26 protein-coding genes and 2 pseudogenes are annotated in these 25,308 nt (G+C 36.0%); 14 read left to right on the plus strand and 14 right to left on the minus strand.

Going from position 1 to position 25,308, the window contains the following annotated elements:
* Positions 1-349 precede the first annotated feature (349 nt).
* Positions 350-1,771 (minus strand): glutamate--tRNA ligase, encoded by a 1,422-nt coding sequence (gene gltX / locus AAGD84_RS03830; RefSeq protein WP_264723409.1) that lies wholly within the window; start codon positions 1,769-1,771, stop codon positions 350-352.
* Positions 1,772-2,167: 396 nt separating this feature from the next.
* Between gltX and AAGD84_RS03835 the strand changes: the two genes are divergently transcribed.
* Both AAGD84_RS03835 and AAGD84_RS03840 read left to right on the plus strand, forming a co-directional pair.
* A complete protein-coding gene (locus AAGD84_RS03835; protein WP_264723410.1) occupies positions 2,168-2,836 on the plus strand; it encodes an ankyrin repeat domain-containing protein in 669 nt (222 codons plus the stop codon).
* A gap of 69 nt (positions 2,837-2,905) precedes the next feature.
* The gene (locus tag AAGD84_RS03840) at positions 2,906-4,981 is read left to right on the plus strand and encodes an acetyl-CoA carboxylase biotin carboxylase subunit (RefSeq protein ID WP_264723411.1); all 2,076 of its coding nucleotides are present in this window, start codon (positions 2,906-2,908) and stop codon (positions 4,979-4,981) included.
* Here AAGD84_RS03840 and AAGD84_RS03845 read toward each other — a convergent pair.
* The 6 genes from AAGD84_RS03845 to AAGD84_RS03870 are packed head-to-tail and all read right to left on the minus strand — an operon-like array spanning position 4,930 to position 9,533.
* Complete coding sequence (locus AAGD84_RS03845; RefSeq protein WP_264723412.1) at positions 4,930-5,958, minus strand: COX15/CtaA family protein; 1,029 nt, start codon at positions 5,956-5,958, stop codon at positions 4,930-4,932. The genes AAGD84_RS03840 and AAGD84_RS03845 overlap by 52 nt on opposite strands.
* A complete protein-coding gene (locus tag AAGD84_RS03850; protein ID WP_320157282.1) occupies positions 5,940-7,538 on the minus strand; it encodes a glycosyltransferase family 2 protein in 1,599 nt (532 codons plus the stop codon). The genes AAGD84_RS03845 and AAGD84_RS03850 overlap by 19 nt, the downstream gene beginning before the upstream one ends.
* Before the next feature lie 14 nt (positions 7,539-7,552).
* Complete coding sequence (locus AAGD84_RS03855; RefSeq protein ID WP_341817826.1) at positions 7,553-8,029, minus strand: hypothetical protein; 477 nt, start codon at positions 8,027-8,029, stop codon at positions 7,553-7,555.
* Between the two features lie 8 nt (positions 8,030-8,037).
* Positions 8,038-8,517, minus strand: a complete 480-nt coding sequence (locus AAGD84_RS03860; RefSeq protein WP_065094794.1) for a hypothetical protein — start codon at positions 8,515-8,517, stop codon at positions 8,038-8,040.
* A gap of 3 nt (positions 8,518-8,520) precedes the next feature.
* Positions 8,521-8,748 (minus strand): F0F1 ATP synthase subunit C, encoded by a 228-nt coding sequence (locus tag AAGD84_RS03865; protein WP_006014985.1) that lies wholly within the window; start codon positions 8,746-8,748, stop codon positions 8,521-8,523.
* A gap of 59 nt (positions 8,749-8,807) precedes the next feature.
* Positions 8,808-9,533 carry a F0F1 ATP synthase subunit A gene (locus tag AAGD84_RS03870; protein ID WP_022626288.1) on the minus strand — a complete coding sequence of 242 codons (726 nt, stop codon included), beginning with the start codon at positions 9,531-9,533 and terminating at the stop codon, positions 8,808-8,810.
* 229 nt (positions 9,534-9,762) lie between these two features.
* On the opposite strand from AAGD84_RS03870, the gene AAGD84_RS03875 reads away from it, so the two are divergent.
* Complete coding sequence (locus tag AAGD84_RS03875) at positions 9,763-10,275, plus strand: hypothetical protein (RefSeq protein WP_245611107.1); 513 nt, start codon at positions 9,763-9,765, stop codon at positions 10,273-10,275.
* Positions 10,276-10,325: 50 nt separating this feature from the next.
* Here the strand turns inward: AAGD84_RS03875 and AAGD84_RS03880 are convergent, their stop codons facing one another.
* The 4 genes and pseudogenes from AAGD84_RS03880 to AAGD84_RS03895 all read right to left on the minus strand — a co-directional run bounded on the left by AAGD84_RS03880 (position 10,326) and on the right by AAGD84_RS03895 (position 13,784).
* Positions 10,326-10,766 (minus strand): hypothetical protein, encoded by a 441-nt coding sequence (locus tag AAGD84_RS03880; protein ID WP_341817827.1) that lies wholly within the window; start codon positions 10,764-10,766, stop codon positions 10,326-10,328.
* Positions 10,765-11,241: pseudogene (locus tag AAGD84_RS03885) on the minus strand (cytoplasmic incompatibility factor CifB); the annotation flags it as partial. The pseudogene AAGD84_RS03885 and the gene AAGD84_RS03880, both read right to left, overlap by 2 nt.
* Before the next feature lie 86 nt (positions 11,242-11,327).
* Positions 11,328-12,653 (minus strand): cytoplasmic incompatibility factor CifA, encoded by a 1,326-nt coding sequence (locus tag AAGD84_RS03890; RefSeq protein WP_341817828.1) that lies wholly within the window; start codon positions 12,651-12,653, stop codon positions 11,328-11,330.
* 243 nt (positions 12,654-12,896) lie between these two features.
* Complete coding sequence (locus tag AAGD84_RS03895) at positions 12,897-13,784, minus strand: Rpn family recombination-promoting nuclease/putative transposase (RefSeq protein WP_264723374.1); 888 nt, start codon at positions 13,782-13,784, stop codon at positions 12,897-12,899.
* Positions 13,785-13,850: 66 nt separating this feature from the next.
* Between AAGD84_RS03895 and AAGD84_RS03900 the strand changes: the two genes are divergently transcribed.
* The 5 genes and pseudogenes from AAGD84_RS03900 (at position 13,851) to AAGD84_RS03920 (ending at position 16,480) form a co-directional block, all read left to right on the plus strand.
* On the plus strand, positions 13,851-14,249 hold the full coding sequence (locus AAGD84_RS03900; RefSeq protein WP_341817829.1) for a hypothetical protein: 399 nt from the start codon (positions 13,851-13,853) through the stop codon (positions 14,247-14,249).
* A pseudogene (locus AAGD84_RS03905) lies at positions 14,222-14,474 on the plus strand (DNA mismatch repair protein MutL); the annotation flags it as partial. The gene AAGD84_RS03900 and the pseudogene AAGD84_RS03905, both read left to right, overlap by 28 nt.
* On the plus strand, positions 14,473-14,985 hold the full coding sequence (locus tag AAGD84_RS03910; protein ID WP_245611107.1) for a hypothetical protein: 513 nt from the start codon (positions 14,473-14,475) through the stop codon (positions 14,983-14,985). The pseudogene AAGD84_RS03905 and the gene AAGD84_RS03910, both read left to right, overlap by 2 nt.
* Positions 14,970-16,271 carry a group II intron reverse transcriptase/maturase gene (gene ltrA / locus AAGD84_RS03915; RefSeq protein WP_338476458.1) on the plus strand — a complete coding sequence of 434 codons (1,302 nt, stop codon included), beginning with the start codon at positions 14,970-14,972 and terminating at the stop codon, positions 16,269-16,271. The genes AAGD84_RS03910 and ltrA (AAGD84_RS03915) overlap by 16 nt, the downstream gene beginning before the upstream one ends.
* An 11-nt stretch (positions 16,272-16,282) precedes the next feature.
* Complete coding sequence (locus tag AAGD84_RS03920; protein WP_264723486.1) at positions 16,283-16,480, plus strand: hypothetical protein; 198 nt, start codon at positions 16,283-16,285, stop codon at positions 16,478-16,480.
* Here the strand turns inward: AAGD84_RS03920 and AAGD84_RS03925 are convergent.
* Positions 16,388-17,503 carry an ankyrin repeat domain-containing protein gene (locus tag AAGD84_RS03925; RefSeq protein WP_265037796.1) on the minus strand — a complete coding sequence of 372 codons (1,116 nt, stop codon included), beginning with the start codon at positions 17,501-17,503 and terminating at the stop codon, positions 16,388-16,390. The two genes, AAGD84_RS03920 and AAGD84_RS03925, sit on opposite strands and share 93 nt — an antisense overlap.
* A gap of 249 nt (positions 17,504-17,752) precedes the next feature.
* The gene (locus AAGD84_RS03930) at positions 17,753-18,958 is read right to left on the minus strand and encodes an MFS transporter (protein WP_410541714.1); all 1,206 of its coding nucleotides are present in this window, start codon (positions 18,956-18,958) and stop codon (positions 17,753-17,755) included.
* 148 nt (positions 18,959-19,106) lie between these two features.
* Between AAGD84_RS03930 and AAGD84_RS03935 the strand changes: the two genes are divergently transcribed.
* The 6 genes from AAGD84_RS03935 to AAGD84_RS03960 all read left to right on the plus strand — a co-directional run bounded on the left by AAGD84_RS03935 (position 19,107) and on the right by AAGD84_RS03960 (position 24,409).
* Positions 19,107-19,502, plus strand: a complete 396-nt coding sequence (locus AAGD84_RS03935; RefSeq protein ID WP_341817831.1) for a hypothetical protein — start codon at positions 19,107-19,109, stop codon at positions 19,500-19,502.
* Between the two features lie 649 nt (positions 19,503-20,151).
* Positions 20,152-21,249: an ATP-binding protein gene (locus tag AAGD84_RS03940; RefSeq protein WP_264723393.1), complete on the plus strand. Its 1,098-nt coding sequence runs from the start codon at positions 20,152-20,154 to the stop codon at positions 21,247-21,249.
* A gap of 150 nt (positions 21,250-21,399) precedes the next feature.
* Entirely contained in the window at positions 21,400-21,912 is a 513-nt protein-coding gene (locus tag AAGD84_RS03945) for a hypothetical protein (RefSeq protein WP_245611107.1), read from the plus strand.
* Positions 21,897-23,198, plus strand: a complete 1,302-nt coding sequence (ltrA, locus tag AAGD84_RS03950; protein ID WP_338476458.1) for a group II intron reverse transcriptase/maturase — start codon at positions 21,897-21,899, stop codon at positions 23,196-23,198. The genes AAGD84_RS03945 and ltrA (AAGD84_RS03950) overlap by 16 nt, the downstream gene beginning before the upstream one ends.
* Before the next feature lie 11 nt (positions 23,199-23,209).
* Positions 23,210-23,410, plus strand: a complete 201-nt coding sequence (locus AAGD84_RS03955) for a hypothetical protein (protein WP_341817832.1) — start codon at positions 23,210-23,212, stop codon at positions 23,408-23,410.
* On the plus strand, positions 23,411-24,409 hold the full coding sequence (locus tag AAGD84_RS03960; RefSeq protein WP_012673123.1) for a pyruvate dehydrogenase complex E1 component subunit beta: 999 nt from the start codon (positions 23,411-23,413) through the stop codon (positions 24,407-24,409). It begins immediately after the preceding gene.
* Here AAGD84_RS03960 and AAGD84_RS03965 read toward each other — a convergent pair.
* A complete protein-coding gene (locus AAGD84_RS03965) occupies positions 24,385-24,759 on the minus strand; it encodes a TrbC/VirB2 family protein (RefSeq protein ID WP_006279664.1) in 375 nt (124 codons plus the stop codon). The two genes, AAGD84_RS03960 and AAGD84_RS03965, sit on opposite strands and share 25 nt — an antisense overlap.
* Positions 24,760-25,308: the final 549 nt, after the last annotated feature.

Genomic DNA, 25,308 nt, shown 5'->3' on the forward strand with positions numbered 1-25,308 from the left:
AATTGCAACTGACCTACGCTGCAAATGTTTAAGAAATTTACCAAGCAGAAAAAAAGACAAAGAATCCCCGAGTTAGCTAGTCTTTTACTATCTTTGTCGAGTATTGGCATTTTTTGATGTCTTGTAACGCTTTGTAAGCGCGTTCAGCTTATTTAGATAAAAATCTAGATGTAGATGAAGTTTTGTAAAGACATACAGTATCTATATACTGCAAAAAATTAAACATAAGACGCCGATACATTAAGTAATCCTTACCTTTTAATCTGCAGATTGGCGAAAGCAAATACAATAGCTTCACTGTCATGATAAAGGGGCTGGCAAAGCTTGTCAAGAAATTTTCTTATTTCATTTAAATTGCTTGTAACCTTCTTATACACTCGTCTTTACCAAGAATCACCATGATATCGATGATTCCAGGTGCATCCATTACTCCAGTTATAGGGGCGCGTAATGAGTGGTATACATCGCTTATTTTCATATCGTGCAATTTTGCACATTCCTTGATCTGAGAAGATAAAAAACCCTTATTCCAATTTTCATCACCGATCTTTGACAGAAATGACGCAAGTAACTTGATTATATCGAGGTTAGATTTGACAATTTGACGAGCTTCTTCACTTAAATCAAGTGGCGGATCTTGAATATAAAACCTTGCTAAATCCAGCAGTTCAGCCAGGTAATTTGCTCTTTTTTTTAGTTCCGTTAGCCCTTGCAGTAAATAGCCCTTTTTTTTGTCAGTTAGAGTATTTTCTCCAAGTATTAGAGCCAGAATATCTTCATTGCTCATATTACTAATATAGTGGTTATTCAAATGCTCCAGTTTTTTGAAATCGAGCCGTGCAGATGAACGACCAATACTTTCTAAATTAAACCACTCTATTGCTTGCTCATCGCTAATAATCTCATCGTTGCCGTGACTCCAGCCAAGTCTCAGCAAGTAATTACGCATCGCTTTTGGCAATATTCCCATCTTTTCATAATCGCAAACGCTTGTGGCACCATGCCTTTTGGATAGCTTATTCCCATCTTCCCCATGGATAAGCGGCACATGTGCAAAGCGTGGAATGTCAAAATCAAGAGCCTGGTATATTAGTAGTTGTTTAAAGGTATTAGTAAGATGGTCAGAACCACGTATTATATCAGTTATTCCAGCATCATGATCGTCAATTACGACAGCAAAAATATATGTTGGAGTGTTGTCAGAGCGTAAGATCACTATATCATCAAGCTGGTTGCTATTTACTTTGATTTGGCCGTATATTTTGTCATTAATGACGATCTCTTGCGAGTCTGGCACTTTGAAACGGATAACTGACCTCACACCCGATGTCATTCCAGCGCGTGACCACATATTTTTCCAGTGTCGGCTACTTGGATGACAAGAAGGAGGTTTTGTAGTACATTTATGCTTGTATATCTTGCCCTCTTCTCTTGCTTTTATTTTCTTTTCTGCAACTTCATCCTCAGGGCAATAACAGTGATACGCCCTACCCTTCTCAACTAAAAGGTTTGCTACTTCAATGTGCCGCTCTACTCTTTTTGATTGGTATATTATTTCCCCATCATAGCTCACACCGAGCCATCTTAGCCCTTCTATAATTGCATCAATTGCTTCCTGTGTTGAACGTTTTCTGTCGGTGTCCTCAATCCTTAGCAAAAACCTGCCACCATGGTGCCTCGCGTAGAGCCAATTAAATAACGCAGTACGAGCCCCTCCAATGTGCAAAAACCCTGTTGGTGATGGAGCGAATCTAGTGACTATACCTGGCATATTTGTCTGTTACAGTAATGTAAATGATAATAGCTAAAATTTATGTTTGTAACAATTTAGAATTTATTTATTCTGAGAGATTAAATTTTCTTTATTTTCAATAAATTGTGTTGTATAATTTATTATTGGTTAAATAGTAGGTGTATATTATGAATGAAAAATTCAAAGATCTGGTCAATGCAATCAAAGAAGGCAATTATGAGAGAGTGGAAGCCGCTCTGAGTCCCAGGCAAGCAACACTTAATAATTAACTTAAAAGAAGATGGGAAAACTCCTCTTCATATTGCTTTAGAGCAGTCTAATCCTAACATTCAAATTATAGAATTATTACTGGGCGCAAAAGGATTCGAGGTTAACTATGGCTACACCGGCCCATTTGATAAAACAAAACAAATAGTGCGGGGAGATAATTATTTACACATAGCTGCAAGAACAGGAAATAAAGAGGCATTTGTAGCCATTTGCAAAAAGAACATTGCTTCTGTAACTGTGCATAATGAAAGCGGAGATAATCCATTTCATGAAGCAGCAAGAAGCAAGATTCTGCTACCTGCAATCAAAGAGATTATGAGGGATTTAGAAGAAGGTACTAAGAGTAAGGTTGAAAAAGCAGAAGAAGCTAAAAATTGGGGGGAAGTAAAAAGATTAAAAGAGGAGCTTAAATGTAATAACAAATACATTAAAAATGCACTCTGCGATAAAAGCTGCTTTCTTCATGGGAGAGTAGCGGTAGCTCCTCTTTATTTTTTAAATGCTGCAGAACGGGAGGAAGCTAAGCAAATCGCAGGTATAAAGGGCGGTTTTATATGTAATAGAAAATTTCATTTGTGCTTATACATAATAGGAGCTATAGCGTGTATTGCTGCCTTGTGTTTATCCTTGTACTTTTTATTTTTGGTTTCTCAATCTCTTGCACTAGCTTCAGTAGCTACAATAGCTTCTGGAGGATCTACATGTTTGTTGTTTAAGGCATGTAACGGGATATACGGCTTGTATGATGAAAGTACTATAGTGACAGATCCTGATGTTATGCAACTTTTAGATGGTGGTTTAGCTGCAGCATGAAGCTAGAAATTACCTGCAGACAATGATATAGAAATTTACTTTCTCAAGCTAAGAAAGTATACTGATAAGATGACAGAAAAGAAGTACAGTAAGATTTTAATAGCAAACAGAGGGGAGATTGCCTGCAGGATTATCAGAACTGCCCATAAGATGGGTATATCTTGTGTATGCGTATATTCGGATGCAGATGTAAATTCTGTGCATGTAAGACAAGCAGATGAGTCAAGATGTATCGGCCCTTCGCCTTCTTGCCTCAGTTACTTAAACATTGAAAAAATATGTGAAGTAGCAGTTGAAACAGGTGCTGAGGCAGTTCATCCTGGCTATGGTTTTTTAGCAGAAAATCCAGATTTTCCACGTGCTCTTCAAAAACATAATATAGACTTCATCGGCCCCAGTGCAGAAACAATAGAAGTTACAGCCAACAAAATAACAGCAAAAGAAGCGGCAAGAAAAGCTGGAGTGAATGTAGTGCCAGGATATATGGGTAAGATTAGCGACGCTGCCCACGCAGCTCAAGTTGCTGAAGAAATTGGCTTTCCGGTTATGCTTAAAGCTGCATCAGGCGGTGGTGGCAAAGGAATGCGAATTGTAAATTCCAAAAAAGAAATTGAACTAGCGTTCACATCAGCAACAAATGAAGCAGAGAAAAGTTTTAAGGATGGCAGTATCTTTATAGAGAAATATATAGAGTTACCAAGACATATTGAAATACAAATCATAGCAGATAAATATGGCAATATAGTGTGTCTTGGAGAGAGAGAATGCTCGATACAAAGGAATAATCAGAAAATAATAGAAGAAACGCCAAGTCCATTCATTAGTGAAGAAGTAAGACAAAAAATGTATGCCCAATGTGTTTCTTTAGCAAAGCAAGTTGGCTATTTTTCAGCAGGCACTGTTGAGTTTGTTGTAGATAAAGACCAAAACTTCTATTTTCTTGAGGTAAATACGAGATTACAAGTTGAGCATCCAGTAACAGAATTTATCACTGGAATAGACATAGTAGAAGAAATGATTAGAACTTCCTGTGGAGAAAAACTAAGGTTTAGTCAGGATGACATTAAACTTACTGGTTCTGCGATGGAAAGTAGAATTTGCGCTGAAGACCCATCGAAGAAATTTTTCCCCTCCAGCGGAAGGATAAAATATTATGATAAACCGGATGAAAATGATTATGTAAGAATAGATGATGGAGTTGCTGCAGGTTCAGAAATTAGCACGTTCTATGACTCAATGATTGCAAAAGTTATAACATATGGAAAAGATAGAGTAGAAGCGATCAGCAGAATGCAAAAAGCATTGTCTGAATGCTATATAGAAGGAGTAACAAATAATATAGAATTTCTAGAATCCATCTTCCATCACCCAAATTTTATTGCAGCAAAGCTCCACACGAGATTCATTCCAGATCATTACCCTAGTGGGTTTCACGGCGATTTTGTTACAGAGGAGTATATTAAAATATTTATTTTCACTGCGTTATATGTTCATTTGGAAAATGAAGAAAGGTACCATCATAAAGCAGTGAATGAAACATCTCAGGTGTCATTCCAGTGCGTGACACTGGAATCTAGTAAAAAAGAAGGGGCACCAGTATCAGCTACTCGGATGGCAGGTGACCGTGCAAGAGATTTATTCATAGTGAATATAAATGACAATGAGTACTCCGTAAATGCAAAATACCAAGATAATATATTAATAACGGTATATAATCACAATAAATACTCCGTTATAGGCAAGTGGAAATCAAGTTATAGATTGCTATATATCACAATTAATGACGATACCAATATAGCACTTAAAATAGAAAGACAAGGCAGCAAGTACTTCATAAGGCATGCAGGCATGAAAGCTGAGTGTTGTATATTTAAGCCTCATGTAGCTGAATTAAGTAGGTTAATGCTAAATAATGAAACAGAAGGGATTTCAGCAGATGCTGTAAAATCCCCAATATCTGGTTTATTAGTTAAATTGCACGTAAATGTAGGAGATCAGGTGGAAATAGGACAACCTTTATTTGTGGTGGAGGCAATGAAAATGGAAAATATCATATGTGCTGAAGCAGCAATGGTGATAAAAAATATTCCCGTTCAAGAAGGAAAAAATGTGCAGATCGGTGATGTAGTCTGCTTTCTTAAATAACACAAGAAGTACAAACTTGACCCAAACAAGATAAATGAAAACACTTGATGAGCTATGGCAATGGCTATTGGTATGTGTAACAAAAGAGTAACCACTCCTAAAATTATCTGAATGATGATGGAGAGCAGCATAATATATACCGGTTTTACGCTAGCATTTTTTACTGTGAGTATTACTACCAAAGTTAGTATTAGCAATGCCAGTGCTCGATGTATAAATTGCACTGTCGCTCTGTTCTCAAAGATATTCAGCCATATAGGCTGTAAGAAAAATAAATCTTCTGGAACGACTTGTCCGTCCATTAGTGGAAAGGTATTGTAAATCAAACCAGCATTTAATCCCGCAACAAATGCGCCGAAAATTATTTGTATTACAATTAGGACCAAAATCATCCTTGCGTAGTATATAGTGTTACCACTAACCTTAAGTTTTGTTTGTTGTGGCCTTATCTGATAATCAAAAAATTGATATGACAATAATGCAAAGATAATTAATGCTAATAATAAGTGAAGTGCAAGCCTATAGTGGCTAACATGAGGTTCAGTTACTAAACCACTTTTAACCATATACCAACCAGCAAAAGCTTGTAAAGCTCCAAATAATAATGCCACAAATAGCTTTATTACTACCTTTTTAGATATTTTTCTTCTTAATATGAAATATATAAATGGCAGGACAAAAACTAAACCTGTTAGTCTTGCAACCAATCTGTGTATATATTCTATTAAGTATATAGCGCGAAACTCCTCCATACTAATACCATAGTTAAGTGCTTTATATTCAGGTGTAGCTTCGTATTTTAATTTTTCTTGTAGCCAGTCTTGTTCACTCAGTGGTGGTAATGTTCCAGTAATTGGTTTCCACTCCGTGATTGACAATCCTGCTTTTGAAAGTCTGGTAAATCCACCAATCCCTACCATGAGAATTACCATGACCGAGCAGAGAAAAAGCCAAATAGCTACAGGTTTTGCTTCCATAAACCATGCTGAGTTTTGTTCCATCGCTCAGGGTAAAGAATAAATTCCCATAAGGCAAGAAAAGCTGCAACACTATGTAGCAGACTATAGACCGGAAAAAATATCGATACTATATAAAAATAAAAAGGCATCTTTTGCTGTTTGACAGCTATTACCAAAAGAATCAGGTTAGTAACGTATACCACTACAAAGTAGTACAAAAATAATTCATTTAAAACTTTAGTTAATATCAATGAAAGCAGTAAAAATGGAGTAGTAAAAAATATAAAAGCTGCAGAGCCAACAAAAAGATTCAATAGCAAAATTCCCTTAAATCCAGTGTGTTTATAAAGTGACTTTATATTTTTTAAATGAACAATATAAGTTTGCATATAGCCTTTGATCCAGCGCGCTCTTTGCTTAATCCAAGCAAATACAACAATTGGTGACTCTTCCAATGTTTCTGAGTCAATCATCCTGGTTTTATATCCCATTTGCGCAAGTCTCAAACCGAGGTCAGCATCTTCGGTAACACTGTAAGCATCCCAGAAAAACACTTTTTTTAGAATTTTTACTGAAAAATGATTACTGCTACCACCCAAAGGCATCGGCATGTTCATTTTTTGGAATCCAGGCAATAAGTATTGAAACCAGTTCATATACTCCAGAGAAAAGAATTTTGTGAGAAAATTATAATCACAATTGTAGTAATTTAATTTCGCCTGTACACAGGCAAGCTTATCGTCGTCCTTATTAAATTCAATCAGTGCTTTTTTTAACTGCAATGGGTCTGGTTTATCGTCCGCATCATATATTACTGCATACTTTCCTCTAGCAAAGCTCATAGCATAATTGCATGACTTGGCTTTTGTTCTAGGCAAAGAATGAGGCACTTTTATTACTTCAAAATACTGCGGTAAAGTGTACTTTTCTATAGCTGCTAGCGTTTCTTGGTCATCACTTTCTACCTGAAGCTTCACATCTAATTTTGATTTTGGATAATCCAAACTTTCAATGCTTTCGATCAATTGCTCTATCACTGCACTTTCTTTAAAAGCAGGCAATAAAATAGTATATATAGGAAAATCTTCTTCATTCAGCTTACTATAATCCACTTTTTGGTTGGAGGTTTCACATAAGCTAAAAACTGTAGCTATAAACTTGAATAAATAACTAGAACATCCGATTATAAATATCAACATCAAAGCAAAATATGTATATTTCTCTGTTAGTGTTAAAATTGAAGTTACAATAAAGAAAGAAGCAAAAAATATTGAGCTTAGTTTAATGCTTTTAGCTGAAAAATTAGGATTCTTGTAATATAAGTAGTTGCTTGCAAATTCTGAAATACCAAAGTGCGAGTTAAGAAGATTTAAAATCTGTTCGCTATCCACTTTTATTAATACATAGTCAATACCGTAATGAGCTTCGACCCAACGGTTGATATCTCGGCTTGTGTCTTCAACCATAAAAAAAGTAGTATTATTTAATTTTTGCCAAGGAATTATATTAAATTTATAGTAAAAAAGTTTCTCTGGCTCTTTGCACAAACTAGAATCAAACTTAATTTTTTCTACATTATCAGCTTGAAGTATAGGCAATTGTTGCATTGAACCTAATGCAATTTTTTATTTAAGTCACGTGAAAATGAAGATATGACCTCGCTACTACGCTTATCATCTTTACGTTCATGCATTATTTTTTTTACAGCATCAGCAGCTATATTCACTGTGTTAGTCTGTAAATCCCCAAGAGCTTTTTCAACTTGGTCAGTGACTTTCTTCAAGTTAGAATGGGCATTGTCATCTAATGTCTGATCTAGCTGCTGTCTATTGTGCTTAATGATACTATTAGCTTTATCAAGTGTTTCATTCATCATTTTATTAACTTCTGCATCTAATTCTTTGTATTTTTTAGAAGATTTTTTGTAATACTCCAACATATCTTTCCTGAATTTTTCAGTTTCTTCACTTGAAAATTTGCTTTTGTTACGCTTATTGTTAAGCGCATTTTTTATCACTTTCTTTAGCAATTTATACGAAAGGACAAAACTTACCAAGAAGGCAAGACCGATAATCAGTGATGTAGACATAAAAACCCCTAAAATTCTTTGGACACCAAGTCAGCAATAAATTCCTCTTCAATTTCAGAATTAGTCAATTTAGTATAATAAATTAAAGCAATACTAGTAGCCATTTGTTTTAACTGATCAGTATATTCAGATTTAAATTCTGCCACTTTTTTTTCAATAAGCTTGCTCTTTTTTTTATCTTCCTCTTCTAATATATTCTTAACATTAGCTCTCATTTCTTCTACCTGAGCAAGTGCATCATCTATGATTTTTTTTGCCTGTATTCTAGCTTGGTTTAAAGCGGCATTATACTTGGCAACCTGATCTTCCGTGAGTCTTAAAAGATGAACAGAACTATTAAAAGAATCCAATACTTCTTTACTTCTAGTGCTTATTATTTCATCTAACTTTGGCAAAAATAAACAACTTACTACGAAAAAAAGTGAAGAGAAAAAAATTAAAAACCAAAAAACTTGAGAAAAGAAGGTTGAAACATCAAGCTGTGGCATCTGTTAAGCAGCAAATATTAATAACATTGCAAGTACAAACGCAAGCAATCCCATGATTTCAACCATGGCAGCACCAATATAAACATAACTTTTCATTTTACCTTCTGATTCAGGGTTTCTCGCAATCCCATTTAACATAGCAGAGAAGATATTAGCTATACCTAAACCAGCACCGAGCATTCCAAACACAGCTAAACCAATTGCTATAAATTTTAAAGCTACTAAATCCATATATTACCTTTAATTATTTCTTTATAATATAATTGTAAAATATTCTACAAGGAAGTCAATTACTTTACTGCATCTGACAAATATACACATGTTAATATAGTAAATATATAAGCTTGTAAAATTGCAACAAATACTTCAAATCCTATCAATGCAATTATGAACAAAAACGGCGCAGGAGTGAAAAATATGTTCATATTTACAATAAACCCTGCTATCACTTTGATGATTGTATGACCAGCAATCATATTTGCTGCAAGCCTTATTGATAGGCTAACCGGCCTTACTAAATAAGCAAACAACTTAATAATAATTATTATAGGTGCAAGCCACGAAGGAGTTCCTTTTGGTAGCAATATGCGTAAAAATTCTACTCCCCTTTCTTTAAATCCAACAATCGTTATATAAATAAAAACCACCATCGATAAAGCGAAGGTGACTATCACATGACTTGTGACCGTGAAACTATAAGGAAGAACACCAACTAAATTACACGATAAAATGAAAATAAATACTGTGAATATCAATGGAATGTGCTGCAAGCCTTTGCTTCCAGTGTTATTTTCTATTATTGAAATAACAAAATCATATACATACTCAACTGCAGCTTGCAAATATCCTGGTATTACTGACCCCTTCTTTATTCCAAAAAGCAAAAAGAGTATCATCAATATCACCGAAATCATCGTGAAAAAAGATGAATTGGTAAAGCTTACGTCATACCCAAATAACCTAGGTAACTCTATTATTGTATATACTTTAAATTGCTCTAGCGGATTTAACGCCATTTTGACCCTATGTACTTGAACTATAACAGTAAATAAAGTATGAATTTTATAGGACAAAGTCAAGGGTTAAGATAAGGCTCTGTGTTATTATAACATTGATACATTAACAAAATATGTAATTAGAGTGTTAATTACAGTCAGCTCTGTATTTTAAAATTTACTAATCTTATTAAATTATTTAACTTAACATCTTATTTTAATTATAATTTAATTTTTAGTGAGGTATATAATGGTGCGCCAAGAAGTGCTTGGAGAACAGTTGGTGAAAATCCAACACAAACAAAGTCTAGCCAACAGTTTGGAACAGACCACTATGTTGCATGAGGTAACGAGTGTAATAGAGCTAGTGGGATGGACAATGCAGGGCACAACGGAAGTGAAGGAGTGGAGTCCCGAAATACCTGAAGACATAGAGGTCGACATGTTCATGGCCATGGAAGACAGCATGAAGGATAACGTAAAGGCAAGTTATCACTCACTCTATCGGGATCTGAGACCGTGCCATGTATTGAAATGGACTTCAAGTGAACTTGGGAGATCCCATGCATTCCTATTAAGGTACGTTGGAACAAGTCAACAAAGGCAAGAACTAGCGGAAGATGCAGGGGAAGTCGGACTGATTGATAGTACTCAGAATGTGGGAAAGCCACGTACAAGGGGAAGCGATCAGCAATATAGTAACTGGAATAGGGATTGCTATGCCAATACAACGGAGGTAGGAATAACATGCGATATAAACTAAACCAGATAGCAGTAAGAGCAAAGCAAGATAAGCGACTAAAATTCACATCGTTAGTCCATTCCCCTTGTACGTGGCTTTCCCACATTCTGAGTACTATCAATCAGTCCGACTTCCCCTGCATCTTCCGCTAGTTCTTGCCTTTGTTGACTTGTTCCAACGTACCTTAATAGGAATGCATGGGATCTCCCAAGTTCACTTGAAGTCCATTTCAATACATGGCACGGTCTCAGATCCCGATAGAGTGAGTGATAACTTGCCTTTACGTTATCCTTCATGCTGTCTTCCATGGCCATGAACATGTCGACCTCTATGTCTTCAGGTATTTCGGGACTCCACTCCTTCACTTCCGTTGTGCCCTGCATTGTCCATCCCACTAGCTCTATTACACTCGTTACCTCATGCAACATAGTGGTCTGTTCCAAACTGTTGGCTAGACTTTGTTTGTGTTGGATTTTCACCAACTGTTCTCCAAGCACTTCTTGGCGCACCACGAATCACCTCAAATATTGTTGCAATTGCTTCTCCCTGACTCTTGCCTTTTCCATGCATGCATACTTTATATTGCTCAAAATCTAGGTCTCCTTCCCTTAAATCTGGATTTTGCTGTATAATCTTTTGTATTAGAGCATTTCTCTCCCTTGTACTAAACCTTAACCCGTCACTGTTAGGGCGATCAGAAATGCTGTAGCATCTGACAACTTGCTGTCCGTCACGATTATGAGTTAAAATAACAACTTTCAGATTTCCTGTATTTCTATTTCTACCACGTGTATCAATACTATGATTATCAAAACGAAAATACATTCTCTCATTTGCATTTAAGATATTAGCATCATGTGCAGTAGCAAACATACTAAAAAAGAATACAGGAAGGAAACGACCTGCACTTACATGATACAAGAAAGATGGACATTGATCTAAAAAAGATTCAAATCCTTGTCTGAATCCTTCAAGATCTCCATCCACCAAACTCCTAATAAGTCCATCACCATTACTCATACAAAATACCCCTTATTTACTACGACCAGAAACACCAAGAGTTCATAAGTGGATTACTTGTTACCACTAAGCGTAAAGACGCTTTTTTTCTTATAAGAAGAAACACCACTTACACTAGGAGTTCCAAGCTCAGACTGCGGACCATCATCAACTGGCAAAGTTGTTTCCTTACTACCATGAGCTTTAGATCGTGACCGTAAATTATTCCAAGGACCATCACCTACAGGACCAAGAGGTAGAGTTGTTTTCTCTAACTCAGAGAATAACTCTTCTGCAAACAGACCGTAATCTACATTTACTCTTTTACCTTCTCTACCACATAATCTAAGGTTTTCTATCATGACTTCTTTAAAAAGTTCAAACTTTTCAGGGAAGCAATCCTTGGCAAATGACATTATATCTAATATTTCTTTTTCCCTATCAGACTCATGACTATCTTCTCGCTTCCAATTGACTATTAATCCTGCAAGCATACCACTTACATGAACTGTATAATTAGAAGTATTAACGGCAGCCTTCTTGTGTTTATAAAAGTGATCACATTCCCAAATCTTCATAATAAGAGATCTAGCTTGAACACTTGACTCAGAATTTTTCAACATTACATCTGAGAGTGATGAAAGAAGAAGTTCATACTCTCGCTGTGAGAATATTTTGTCTGAATGGTCTCCTCCTGCTGAAACGTCTTTATAGCACCAGCACTGTACCAAATCATGAACTGTATCAAAAAAACATGACTCTATTAATTCAGCAAGAAGAGCATATACTCCCTTATCTTTCTGCAATAATTTCTGTAAAAGAGTATCTTTATCGACTATCTTATTTACACAAAAATCTAAAATAGGAGCATCTTTCTCAACAGATTGAACGCGAGATAGAGCAAGAATAGCTTCTGTGAGCTTCTTTTCTTTATCTTCTTCTTTCAACAGATTATAAAAATACTCTACTCCTTCACTCCACTTAAGTTTTACAGCACTGTCAAAACCTTCTACTGCATCATACTTCTTTAATTCCCCAGATTCTCTATCGATCCAGAAATCAAATACAGGACCTTTCCTCTTTATGCTATCTAGTAACGAGTTTCGTACGTATTTGCCAATTTCAGTTTCAGTTTTACCATCAAATGCACCAGGAGGAAAATTGTTCCTATAAGATTCAAATCTTTTTTGAAAGAGTGGATGAATTTTATCCACTACACAGTAACTACAAGCCATCTCATATTTGCGAAGTGGATTATCTACCCCACCTATTTTCTCTTCAGTAAACCTTTGACCTAAAGCAGCATTATCCAACCTTACACCTGACCAGCAACCTTCATCTTGGAATACATTGTGCAAAAACTTCAACTTATCACCCTTAAAGTATTTTATGTGCTCCATAAAGTTATCTTGAAGGACTCCCACCCATCTCTTGATAGCTGACTTCCTCCCGGCAGCAACTGTTGGATCTGGATGTTTAATAGCTTCCTGTAATTTTTTGGACATCGTAGCCCGAAGCTCTTTCTGTGTTGGCATTAACCCCTCCTATTAAGTATTTATATAAAAAAGGCATTGTACAGACATTAGAATGGATTGCAATATTAAAATTACTAGAATAGAGGGTTTAATAAAAAAACGTTATGGCTAAAACTTCTTTTCTTGAATTTTCTCAATATAATCAACAGAAAACCCTGTTATTTCAGCAATAACATCAATAGAAACACCCGCCTTGAGTGAATTTTTAGCCACAGCTATTTTAGCCTGTTTTTCGCCCTCTGCCCTGCCTTCTTCTCTACCTTTTTCAGTAGCATCATCAAGGCGTTGTTCCCAAATAGCAGCTTCTTTCTGTACACTCAAAACTCTTTCTTCGTATGCTGCAAGATCCTCTTCTTCCCAACTAAACTTGTCTAATTCATCATATGCTAGCTTTATTATTGGCGATTTTTCTGCAATATCTTTTAGGTCTTCATCTGTAGTATCTTCTGCATACCGGAAAAAAAAACACCACCTTTCTACTGTGCTCTCTAGTTGCTCTACTTTGTTCTTTGTAAATTTAGGCAACTCAATGAAAACGAATTGAAAATCTTTTAAATAATGTCCGTTGGTTTTTATCTCTCGTATATTATGAGTGGAAATATACTCAACCTCTGCAGGAAATAATATACTATTGGAAATAGCAATAAAGAATACTTTCTTAAAATCAATGTAATTGCCAGATTGTCTTGAGTAAGCTTTAGAAGCATAAAGTTGTGCACGTTTTTCAAAGCCCTTGTCACGAGCGAGCTGCATCTCCGCAATATATCTATTCCCGAAAGAATCCTTACAGAGGACATCAACAATACTCTGTTTATCAGAAGCAATCTCAGGATCCATAATAGTGCTAAGAAACTTAACATCTTGAATTGTGTTAACACCAGTAAACCCTAAGATGTCATTTAAAAAGTGGATAAGAATATTCTTATTTTTCTCAGTGCCAAACACTCGTTTAAAGGGCAAATCGTATTTAGGGTCGAGGAACTTAGAAAAAGTCATAAGAAAGAACCTTAAAAAGCATTAATAATTATACACAATTCTGAAGGAATATTCAACGTTTTTATATTGGGTTTTGTTTTTTTAAGCTTTGAGAAAAAAACGACCTTCAGAGGTGGGCTTAGAATAGCATTCTCTACTTTAGACGTTTTTGTATATCTTTTTACAACCACCTCTATAACATGCCTTAGAAGGCTAGGAAATGAATTCATGAATTTAGTACCTATAAAGAGCTTCAAAGACACCTATTTTTGGTGCAGGCTCCCAAAAAAACACGAGCCCAAGTACGATATCGTGAGGCCTGCACCTTATAGTAACAAGAGAAAGACGAGGATAGGCACAGTGAGTGATACAGAGAGGAAAGGTTCACCTTTTGAAGTTAGTGAAGGGAGAATGGAAAAAGAAAAGAAGCAAAAAGTGGCAAAGAATTTTATAAAGGAAGGCCAAGTCCTTTTGAAAATCAGCTAATGAAAGAATTCAATGCACCAGATGAAGGGAAGTAAAGCTTATCAGAAGGGGTAGGATTGTTTGATGAGAGGTCCCCGGCAAAAGCGGAGAGTATGGTGCTGGAAATTGATTTAATAGAGAGCTGTCCTTTAGGGTATGCACGCTGCCAAGTCTACAATACTTATATTATTGCCGAGGCTAAAAGTTATAGTTGATCAACATGCGGCCTATGAAAGGTTAGTGTATGGTGCGCCAAGAAGTGCTTGGAGAACAGTTGGTGAAAATCCAACACAAACAAAGTCTAGCCAACAGTTTGGAACAGACCACTATGTTGCATGAGGTAACGAGTGTAATAGAGCTAGTGGGATGGACAATGCAGGGCACAACGGAAGTGAAGGAGTGGAGTCCCGAAATACCTGAAGACATAGAGGTCGACATGTTCATGGCCATGGAAGACAGCATGAAGGATAACGTAAAGGCAAGTTATCACTCACTCTATCGGGATCTGAGACCGTGCCATGTATTGAAATGGACTTCAAGTGAACTTGGGAGATCCCATGCATTCCTATTAAGGTACGTTGGAACAAGTCAACAAAGGCAAGAACTAGCGGAAGATGCAGGGGAAGTCGGACTGATTGATAGTACTCAGAATGTGGGAAAGCCACGTACAAGGGGAAGCGATCAGCAATATAGTAACTGGAATAGGGATTGCTATGCCAATACAACGGAGGTAGGAATAACATGCGATATAAACTAAACCAGATAGCAGTAAGAGCAAAGCAAGATAAGCGACTAAAATTCACATCGTTAGTCCATCTGATAAATACAGAGAATCTTGCGAGATGTTATAAAGAACTGAAGCGTAACAAGGCTTGTGGAGTAGACCAGATAACAGTGGAATCATACGGAGAAAATCTGAATGAGAAACTCGAAGTGCTAGTAGAAAGTATGAAGAGGAAGCAATATCAACCACAACCAGTAAAGAGGGTATATATACCGAAAGCTGGAAGTAAAGAGAAACGCGGACTCGGAATACCATCGACCGAGGATAAATTAGTACAGATTATGCTGAAGAAGATATTAGAAAATATTTACGAGGCAAACTTTCTGGACAGCTCATATGGATTTCGACCAGGAAGAAACTGTCATCAAGCGGTAAATGCACTAGATAAAGCAGTTATGTACAAGCCAATAAACTACATTGTAGAAGTGGATATCAAGAAGTTCTACGATAATATACAGCATAAATGGCTAATGAGGTGTCTAAGGGAACGAATAACTGACCCAAATTTGCTGTGGTTAGTAAAGCGGTTTCTCAAGGCAGGGATAGTCGAAGCTGGAAATTATGAAGCAACAAAACAAGGTACACCACAAGGCGGTATAGTAAGTCCTGTATTAGCAAATATATACTTACATTATGTGTTGGATTTATGGATAGAAAAGAAATTTAAACCAAGATCCAGAGGATATATACAAGTAATAAGGTTTTGCGATGATTTTGTGGTTTGTTGCGAAAGTAAGGTAGACGCGGAAGAATTTCTGGAATTACTGAAACAAAGGCTAAATAAATTTGGGTTGGAAGTATCTGAAAACAAAACCAGAGTAGTAAAGTTTGGCAAGAGGGAGTGGCAACGAGCGATAAGAGAGAAACGAAGGACGGAAAGTTTCAATTTTCTGGGGTTTACGCACTATGGTGCAAAAAGTCGTCGTGGTAGATTAATGATGGGACATAAAACCTCTAAGTTAAATCTAGCCAGAAAACTAAAAGAAATCAAGGAGTGGTTGAAAATAGTCCGCGGAAGTATTCGACTTAAAGATTGGTGGCAAGTACTGAAGGCTAAATTAACAGGACACTATAACTACTTTGGTATTAGCGGAAATTATTGGTGTTTGAAACAATTTTACACATCAGTAAGAAAGCTAGCATTTAAATGGATAAATCGGCGTAGTCAGAAAAAGAGTATGACCTGGGAACAGTTTGTACACTACGTAGAAGTAAATCCATTACCAAAGCCAAAAATACATTTTTCTTTATATGCATAAGAGGGACGACTGTGAAAACTAATATTGATGAGCCGTGTGCGGGAAATCTGCAAGCACGGTTCTTTAGGGGGAGTTGTAGTAATAAAACTCAAACGAGAGGAGTAAAGCTACAGCTTCTACCGAACATTTTTGATATAGAGATCTGCACCATTCTTAAGAAAATCATAAAAAGTAGCGTTAGCTGTATAGGTTTCATCACATTCAATTAAGCGCTGCTTAATAAAATTGACAACAGCGTAGTGTAGTGAGCTATTTCCATTATTATCTGGTATATTAACGTTAACTCTTTGTTTTATGAGATATTTTGCATGGCCCAACTTATCTTGAATAATTGCATTTAGTAATAACGTTCTTCCTTCAGCATCTTGAGAATTTACTCCTTCATGTGCTCCCCTTTCAAGCAATAGCACAGCATTTTCAACATCACCTTTTTCAGCTGCAACACTCAGTAGGGCTTGATCACCTTTATTAACATTAATGTTAGCACCATTTTTTAGCAACCAATCTATAACCTCTTCCTTTTCGCATCTGTCCTCAATCTCTAATGCTTTTGTAAGCACATCAAAGCAGTAGTTATGGTCAGAAACAAGTTTATTTAAATCTAATTCCCCTATATTAAGGTTGCGTGAGTATAAAAACTTTTCACTATGTTGTGCTCCATATTTTTGCAGCAAGCTATACATTTCACTGCCATATTGAGCATAATCCAAAGCAGTACAACCATCATTATCCTTAGCATTTACTTCTATTTTTTGATATAACATAGACAATGGCAAAAACCTTGCTACCAGGTACTGAGACACTTCTTTTTCATTAGCTTCTAAAAACAACTCAACAACTTTTCTATTTTCATTCCTAACAGATCTATGCAGTACAGTACGATCGCTAGCATCTATAGTATCAATCCTACTGCCATTGCTTATTAATGAACTTATAACTTTTGATGAGCATTTTTTTTCTATAGCAACGTCTAGAATAGTTTTGCCATTTTTTGTAGCATTTATATCTAAATCTTCCTTGATAAGCTGCTTAATTCTGTTTTCCCTATCGGTGCTGTTTTTTATTCTCAACACATCTTCAAAGTACTCAAAATTAGACCACGCATCACACAATGCTTCATTTTCTACTGATTTTTGTATTCTTTCTGAGTAAGCAATATCTGAATGAACAGCATTTCCTGCTTGTTCACGTACTATATTAATTCTATTATTATTTTCTGTATCTGTTGTCATATACCCTCTATAAAGCCTAACTTATATCATACTATATTTGTGACGCTTGTAAAAACTTAAATTTACAGTTGGAAATACTGTTTTTTTAGACGAATAGAATAAGAAATTAGTGTTACGCATAAAAAAGTTTATCATGGCATGTGTTTTTGATCGTTCTAATTTTTCCGCAATAAAATTTTCTCATTTAGCGAGATTAGCGCATTTTTCACACCTTTTTTCAACTTAGGAGAATACACACTTAAGAGAAAACTAAGACCAATCAAATTTCTTATCTTGCGGTTTTATTTGCAATATTGCTACCACACTGATCAACAAGCAGAAGACTATATAAAGCCCAGCAGCAAGGTTTGTTTGAGGAAATGTTACAGTCAACCAAATACAAACCATAGGAGTAAATCCTCCATGTAACGCATAAGAGATATTGCGTGATAAGCTCACACCACTAAATCTAACATTGGTAGGAAAGAGTTCAGATGCAACTATTCCTATGGGAACTATACCCCTTTCTATTATAGAGAGAACCATTACGCTCAACGCAATCACAAGATAATTTTTATAGTAATATGCAATAGATAACGCAGGACAACACAGTGCCATTGTAATTGCTATAAATAAGATTGCAGTGCGCTCTTTTCCAACTTTATCAGCCAACATTCCAAACGCTATTGAAGATATCGGCATTAATACACTGGTTATAATCAATACAATTTCGTTGATATATGTTGTTACATAAACATCCACTGATGCTATTTCCTTTGCGAGAGTTCGAAGAAATATGGTAAATCCAACAGCAACATTAACAGGTACAGATATTAAAATAGCAAGTATAAGAGCTCTCTTGTGGCGTTTTATAAGCTCTATTATTGGCAAATCAGGTAAATTTCTTTGTTTTCGATTTTTTTCATATGCTGGAGTTTCTCCCAATGTGTATATGCTATACGCGCTAATTAATCCTAAAATAGCTGAGAAAATAAATGGCAATCTCCAACCCCAGGTACAAAAATCAGTAGTTTTTTTGCAGATAATCACTATCACCGCAGAAAGCAAGACGCCAATGGAGCGACCAAAACCCATCATTCCAAAATACATCCCTAAGTTCTCTTTCCTACTGGATAAATGCTCTATAAGATAAACAGAACTTCCTTGTTCACCACCAAGTGCAATTCCTTGTGTTATATGGATTGCAAGAAGCAATATAGTAGAAATTATACCTACTTGATTGTGACTTGGAATAAATGCAATGAGACTTGATGGTATCGATATTAGCAAGATAGTAATTATTAATGCTATCCTCCTTCCATACCTGTCACCAACGTGACCAAATATGAATGCACCAAGTGGCCTTACAATTGCACCTAGCCCTACAATTCCAAATAATTGCAGTATGTTACTGTAGACATCTTTTACAAAACAAAACTCTCTGCTGATTATGTTAATCAAATCAATAAAAAGCATGTAGTCATACCATATTGCGATTCTGCAGAGTATGGTTGATATCAACACCCTTGTTTGCACTAAATTCAATTCGTAAATGTTTGCTTATTCTATTCTGGCTGCTTTTTGGGATTTTACAACCTAAACATATGGAGTTGACTTTTTTATTATGGTGTGTGATAATTGCAGTGTTATTAAGTTTAGTGGTAAAGTTATAATAAATATAGCTTATTTAGCAGCACTTATAGCAGCAGCTATAATAAAAATAGCAGCAGTAATACTTTGTGCTATAATGTGTATAAGCATTTTCTTTATATTATTTAAGGGAATTAAAGAACATTTAGATTCAAAAGGATTTCTATCTCTTCTGAAAACAGTAGGTGTAATTTCTATAATACTATCAATTATATCTCTCCCACTTATTATATTAAGCCTTACTACTCCGTCACCTCTGGTAGTAGGTATAGTAGGTGGTATCGTTGGTGCTATTTCCATAATACCATTAATAGTAGCTTACATTTTGCTTGTGGCTATATCGGATATCTTTATTACCAAGTCTTTATAAATTTGAGCTAATGTTACTGTCTTCATTTCTTCTTGGTTGTAATATTGCTGAAAGTTATCTATTTCCATAGGTATAACATATAATCTGATTTTATAAGATATTCTACCGGGATTAAAATATCGTAAATCTTAGGCGTTATAAACAAAATTTACAGGAAAAATAAGATGATACTACTCAAAAAGGCAAACAAGACGGTATTTTTTTGGCATAAGTTAACGTTCAGCTTTACCTTTCCTTGCAAGACATTTTAGAGCTATTATGTCTTACTTCTTGAAGATACAAGTTAGCGTTTTTAACCCGAATTCTGGATTGGAGATTAAAAAAAACAAGAATATCAATAGCTTATTGTTTTAGCATTTACGATAAAGCAGTAAGCATTTTAAGACTAATTACTAATTTAGTAAAATTCAAGACTTTCAATAATTTACCTAAAATCTAATCCAGAATTCGGGTTAATAATAAAATCTTGTTTTTTGAAAATGAATTTGGTAAACTTTAAAGATGTATGTGACAATATGGTGATATATTGTTTTTAGTATTTAATAAATTAAAGTACGTACTTGATAATTTTTCTGAACGCTCTAATCAAGCTAAAATAGGTAAGCTAGATAAAATTATTCTTAGTTTAAAATTGGTATAAGGTATTAAGATGAAAAAAATTGAAATTTCAGAATTACTAAAAAGAATTGCAATCTGTTTACTATGCGTGGCAACTATTATCTCTATCGCTTTTTTGTTTGCCTATATGCATACAATGTTGCTCAGTAAAGGGTATGAGTTAGCTGCACATTATGTTAGTGAAGCTATGCCTTTTGTGTTACTTGTCGTTTTCTTTTTTATTGCTTGGTTTATATATGATCAAATATTCAGCAAACTAAAGGAAGTAGAGCTGCCTATATCGATAGAATTAGCTGATTCAGATGATAAAAGAATAACATTTGCTGATGCTATAATTGATGACTCCTTAAAACAACGGTTGCAGATGATTTGCTGTGACCAAATGACAGAAGAAATGCGCAAGCTGTTTGGAAATAAAAGTATTAATTCACTAAGAGGTTACATATTACATGGCCCTCCTGGAAATGGTAAAACACTTATCGCTCGTGCAATTGCAGGTGAATCAAATATGAATTTCATAAGCATCTCAGGTCCTGAACTTATTGGAGTATATATTGGTCATGGTGCACATGCTGTACGCGAGCTTTTTAAAATAGCAAAAAAATATTCTCCTTGTATAGTCTTTATAGATGAAATAGATGCAGTTGCTCAAAAAAGAAGTACCGCTAATAACTCAGCTTACCATTGTCGAGAGAGTTTAACACAGTTGTTAACTGAAATAGATGGATTTAAGAGCAGAAAAGATATAATAGTAATTGGTGCAACTAACCTTATCGGTGGTATAGATCCAGCACTTATTAGACCTGGACGTTTAGGTCAGAAGGTTTATGTCCCTAATCCAAACATAGAGGTGAGACAAAGGATATTGGAACTTTATATGCGAGGTACAAAAACTGATGAAAAGCTAAACCTCCAAGACATTGCAGACAAGACTGAAGGCTATTCTGGGGCTGAATTAGAGCAATTAGTGAATGAAGCAAAAATTAGCGCTGGTGCGCAAAGACGGCTTATAGTGAGTGAGGAAGATTTCAGTTACGCGCTTCACAGGTTAAGTCCAGAACAAGAAAGAGATAGAATAAGGTTAGTTTCAAACGTGAAGACACAGACAGAAGTATCTTATTCTATTTAGAGTATAAAACTATCATAAATTTTTCTGTTATTTCCAAATAAATTGCTATTAATTTAACAACATACATTACTAAAAGCTTAAATAATCCAGCCATTTCCAGCAACAAAAAACAGCAAGCGTGAGAAGATTTTTTTTTGGAATGAGTTGGTCATGGTGCGCCAAGAAGTGCTTGGAGAACAGTTGGTGAAAATCCAACACAAACAAAGTCTAGCCAACAGTTTGGAACAGACCACTATGTTGCATGAGGTAACGAGTGTAATAGAGCTAGTGGGATGGACAATGCAGGGCACAACGGAAGTGAAGGAGTGGAGTCCCGAAATACCTGAAGACATAGAGGTCGACATGTTCATGGCCATGGAAGACAGCATGAAGGATAACGTAAAGGCAAGTTATCACTCACTCTATCGGGATCTGAGACCGTGCCATGTATTGAAATGGACTTCAAGTGAACTTGGGAGATCCCATGCATTCCTATTAAGGTACGTTGGAACAAGTCAACAAAGGCAAGAACTAGCGGAAGATGCAGGGGAAGTCGGACTGATTGATAGTACTCAGAATGTGGGAAAGCCACGTACAAGGGGAAGCGATCAGCAATATAGTAACTGGAATAGGGATTGCTATGCCAATACAACGGAGGTAGGAATAACATGCGATATAAACTAAACCAGATAGCAGTAAGAGCAAAGCAAGATAAGCGACTAAAATTCACATCGTTAGTCCATCTGATAAATACAGAGAATCTTGCGAGATGTTATAAAGAACTGAAGCGTAACAAGGCTTGTGGAGTAGACCAGATAACAGTGGAATCATACGGAGAAAATCTGAATGAGAAACTCGAAGTGCTAGTAGAAAGTATGAAGAGGAAGCAATATCAACCACAACCAGTAAAGAGGGTATATATACCGAAAGCTGGAAGTAAAGAGAAACGCGGACTCGGAATACCATCGACCGAGGATAAATTAGTACAGATTATGCTGAAGAAGATATTAGAAAATATTTACGAGGCAAACTTTCTGGACAGCTCATATGGATTTCGACCAGGAAGAAACTGTCATCAAGCGGTAAATGCACTAGATAAAGCAGTTATGTACAAGCCAATAAACTACATTGTAGAAGTGGATATCAAGAAGTTCTACGATAATATACAGCATAAATGGCTAATGAGGTGTCTAAGGGAACGAATAACTGACCCAAATTTGCTGTGGTTAGTAAAGCGGTTTCTCAAGGCAGGGATAGTCGAAGCTGGAAATTATGAAGCAACAAAACAAGGTACACCACAAGGCGGTATAGTAAGTCCTGTATTAGCAAATATATACTTACATTATGTGTTGGATTTATGGATAGAAAAGAAATTTAAACCAAGATCCAGAGGATATATACAAGTAATAAGGTTTTGCGATGATTTTGTGGTTTGTTGCGAAAGTAAGGTAGACGCGGAAGAATTTCTGGAATTACTGAAACAAAGGCTAAATAAATTTGGGTTGGAAGTATCTGAAAACAAGACCAGAGTAGTAAAGTTTGGCAAGAGGGAGTGGCAACGAGCGATAAGAGAGAAACGAAGGACGGAAAGTTTCAATTTTCTGGGGTTTACGCACTATGGTGCAAAAAGTCGTCGTGGTAGATTAATGATGGGACATAAAACCTCTAAGTTAAATCTAGCCAGAAAACTAAAAGAAATCAAGGAGTGGTTGAAAATAGTCCGCGGAAGTATTCGACTTAAAGATTGGTGGCAAGTACTGAAGGCTAAATTAACAGGACACTATAACTACTTTGGTATTAGCGGAAATTATTGGTGTTTGAAACAATTTTACACATCAGTAAGAAAGCTAGCATTTAAATGGATAAATCGGCGTAGTCAGAAAAAGAGTATGACCTGGGAACAGTTTGTACACTACGTAGAAGTAAATCCATTACCAAAGCCAAAAATACATTTTTCTTTATATGCATAAGAGGGACGACTGTGAAAACTAATATTGATGAGCCGTGTGCGGGAAATCTGCAAGCACGGTTCTTTAGGGGGAGTTGTAGTAATAAAACTCAAACGAGAGGAGTAAAGCTACAGCTTCTACCGAACATGTTTGTAAAACTTAATTTGTACACTTTACTTACCCCCAGTAATTCTGATATAGTTACTTTAGTTAAAGTCTATAAAAGTTTATAAATGGCAACCTTAAGTGTAAGAGAAGCTTTATGCACAGCAATTAGAGAAGAAATGCAAAACGACTCTGATGTGCTTATCATGGGTGAAGAAGTTGCAGAGTATGATGGTGCTTATAAAGTAACGAAAGGATTACTGAAAGAGTTTGGAGAAAACAGAGTAGTTGATACGCCTATTACCGAACATGGATTTGCTGGCCTTGCTGTTGGAGCGGCATTTGCTGGATTAAAGCCAATAGTCGAGTTTATGACTTTTAATTTTTCTATGCAAGCTATTGACCAAATTGTGAATTCCGCAGCAAAAACAAATTATATGTCAGGCGGACAACTTGGATGCCCTATAGTATTTCGTGGACCAAATGGCGCTGCAGCAAGAGTTGCTGCACAACATTCTCAATGCTTTGCAGCTTGGTATTCGCATATACCGGGGTTAAAAGTAATAGCACCCTATTTTGCCTCCGATTGCAGAGGTCTGCTTAAAGCTGCAATTCGTGACCCTAATCCGGTAATATTTCTAGAAAACGAAATAGCTTATGGACATGAGCATGAAGTTTCTGACTCTGAGCTATCAAACAAAGATTATCTACTTGAGATAGGCAAAGCTGCTGTTATACGGGAAGGAAAGGATGTAACTATCACTGCTTTTTCATTAAAATTAATGGATGCCTTAAATGCAGCAGATTTACTTTCGAGTGAAGGTATAGAAGCTGAAGTTATTGACCTCAGAACCTTAAGACCACTTGACACTCAAACTGTTATTAACTCTATTCAGAAGACTAATAGGTTAGTTAGTGTAGAAGAAGGATGGCCATTTGCAGGAATAGGAGCAGAGCTGTCAGCCGTTGTTATGGAACAAGGATTTGACTACCTTGATGCTCCAGTTGTACGTGTAACTGGCAAGGACATCCCCTTACCTTACGCTGCAAATCTAGAAAAAAAAGCATTACCGCAAGTGGAAGATATAGTTGAAGCCGTGCATCAGGTCTGTTTTAGAAAAAAATAGTTCTTTTTTGTGTCTCCTGTTCCGCATTGGTCCATCAAAGAAGTATTTCCAGTGCCGCCTATACCACCCATTACTTTTATGACGATAGTTTTAGCACCGAAAAATACAGCACAAAATATACCGAGTGCAAAAAGAGCTGGCCATGGCATTCTACCAAATATCGCAAGCAAAGCTGCACCTATTATCACTACGGTCATAAGCGGTCCGCCTATTCCCCAAACGTAGCCAATAATGTTACATATTACTTGAGCAGTTGTATCAGTATTAGTGTCAGCGGCAGCACTCCCAACATGAGAAAAAGAAATAAATAATACTATAAAAAGAATATTAAAAACTTTCCTAGGGTTCATCTCTATACCTTAAATTTAGATATTGCAATTATACCTAAAATACTATAATTTTTAGTAAAACTAGCATAAAGATTGAATAACAAACGGTGCCACAAAAGTAGTTGATACACAACTGCACAAATATTGTAATATAGACATAGTAAACGATATTATTCCAGTGCTTGACGCTGGAATCCAGACTTTAATTGTTATATTTGTAAATAAGTCTGGTAAGAGTAAACGTTCATCTCAAATGCAGTATTTTTGTTGAAATAGCTCAACTGGATCCCAGTGTCAAGCACTGGGATGACAGCAGTCCTACGTCATACCGCGATTTATTCGCGGTATCTCATCAGCTAACAAGTAGCGGGATGACGGTTGTCGTTTAGCCATAAACATTAAGAAATTTACCAAATGAAAAAAAAGGCAAAAGAAGCCCCGTGGTTGGCTAATTACTTACATTATACTTTCAAGTATGGCGTTTTTTTATTCTAAATGCTTAATAACCGCGATTCAGTTGCTTTTAAACCGCAACTAATCTAAATTAGAAACATTAAGAAATTTACTAAA

Source organism: Wolbachia endosymbiont (group A) of Andrena fulva, assembly GCF_964026815.1.
Lineage (GTDB): Bacteria > Pseudomonadota > Alphaproteobacteria > Rickettsiales > Anaplasmataceae > Wolbachia > Wolbachia pipientis.

Bases quoted from the DNA above. Each gene is read 5' to 3' on its own strand.
- gltX (WP_264723409.1), bottom strand. From the start codon at position 1,771: ATGCCAGGTATAGTCACTAGATTCGCTCCATCACCAACAGGGTTTTTG.
- AAGD84_RS03840 (WP_264723411.1), top strand. From the start codon at position 2,906: ATGACAGAAAAGAAGTACAGTAAGATTTTAATAGCAAACAGAGGGGAG.
- AAGD84_RS03845 (WP_264723412.1), bottom strand. From the start codon at position 5,958: ATGGAAGCAAAACCTGTAGCTATTTGGCTTTTTCTCTGCTCGGTCATG.
- AAGD84_RS03855 (WP_341817826.1), bottom strand. From the start codon at position 8,029: ATGTCTACATCACTGATTATCGGTCTTGCCTTCTTGGTAAGTTTTGTC.
- AAGD84_RS03860 (WP_065094794.1), bottom strand. From the start codon at position 8,517: ATGCCACAGCTTGATGTTTCAACCTTCTTTTCTCAAGTTTTTTGGTTT.
- AAGD84_RS03865 (WP_006014985.1), bottom strand. From the start codon at position 8,748: ATGGATTTAGTAGCTTTAAAATTTATAGCAATTGGTTTAGCTGTGTTT.
- AAGD84_RS03870 (WP_022626288.1), bottom strand. From the start codon at position 9,533: ATGGCGTTAAATCCGCTAGAGCAATTTAAAGTATATACAATAATAGAG.
- AAGD84_RS03875 (WP_245611107.1), top strand. From the start codon at position 9,763: ATGGTGCGCCAAGAAGTGCTTGGAGAACAGTTGGTGAAAATCCAACAC.
- AAGD84_RS03890 (WP_341817828.1), bottom strand. From the start codon at position 12,653: ATGGAGCACATAAAATACTTTAAGGGTGATAAGTTGAAGTTTTTGCAC.
- AAGD84_RS03895 (WP_264723374.1), bottom strand. From the start codon at position 13,784: ATGACTTTTTCTAAGTTCCTCGACCCTAAATACGATTTGCCCTTTAAA.
- AAGD84_RS03910 (WP_245611107.1), top strand. From the start codon at position 14,473: ATGGTGCGCCAAGAAGTGCTTGGAGAACAGTTGGTGAAAATCCAACAC.
- ltrA (WP_338476458.1), top strand. From the start codon at position 14,970: ATGCGATATAAACTAAACCAGATAGCAGTAAGAGCAAAGCAAGATAAG.
- AAGD84_RS03925 (WP_265037796.1), bottom strand. From the start codon at position 17,503: ATGACAACAGATACAGAAAATAATAATAGAATTAATATAGTACGTGAA.
- AAGD84_RS03930 (WP_410541714.1), bottom strand. From the start codon at position 18,958: ATGCTTTTTATTGATTTGATTAACATAATCAGCAGAGAGTTTTGTTTT.
- AAGD84_RS03935 (WP_341817831.1), top strand. From the start codon at position 19,107: ATGGTGTGTGATAATTGCAGTGTTATTAAGTTTAGTGGTAAAGTTATA.
- AAGD84_RS03940 (WP_264723393.1), top strand. From the start codon at position 20,152: ATGAAAAAAATTGAAATTTCAGAATTACTAAAAAGAATTGCAATCTGT.
- AAGD84_RS03945 (WP_245611107.1), top strand. From the start codon at position 21,400: ATGGTGCGCCAAGAAGTGCTTGGAGAACAGTTGGTGAAAATCCAACAC.
- ltrA (WP_338476458.1), top strand. From the start codon at position 21,897: ATGCGATATAAACTAAACCAGATAGCAGTAAGAGCAAAGCAAGATAAG.
- AAGD84_RS03960 (WP_012673123.1), top strand. From the start codon at position 23,411: ATGGCAACCTTAAGTGTAAGAGAAGCTTTATGCACAGCAATTAGAGAA.
- AAGD84_RS03965 (WP_006279664.1), bottom strand. From the start codon at position 24,759: ATGAACCCTAGGAAAGTTTTTAATATTCTTTTTATAGTATTATTTATT.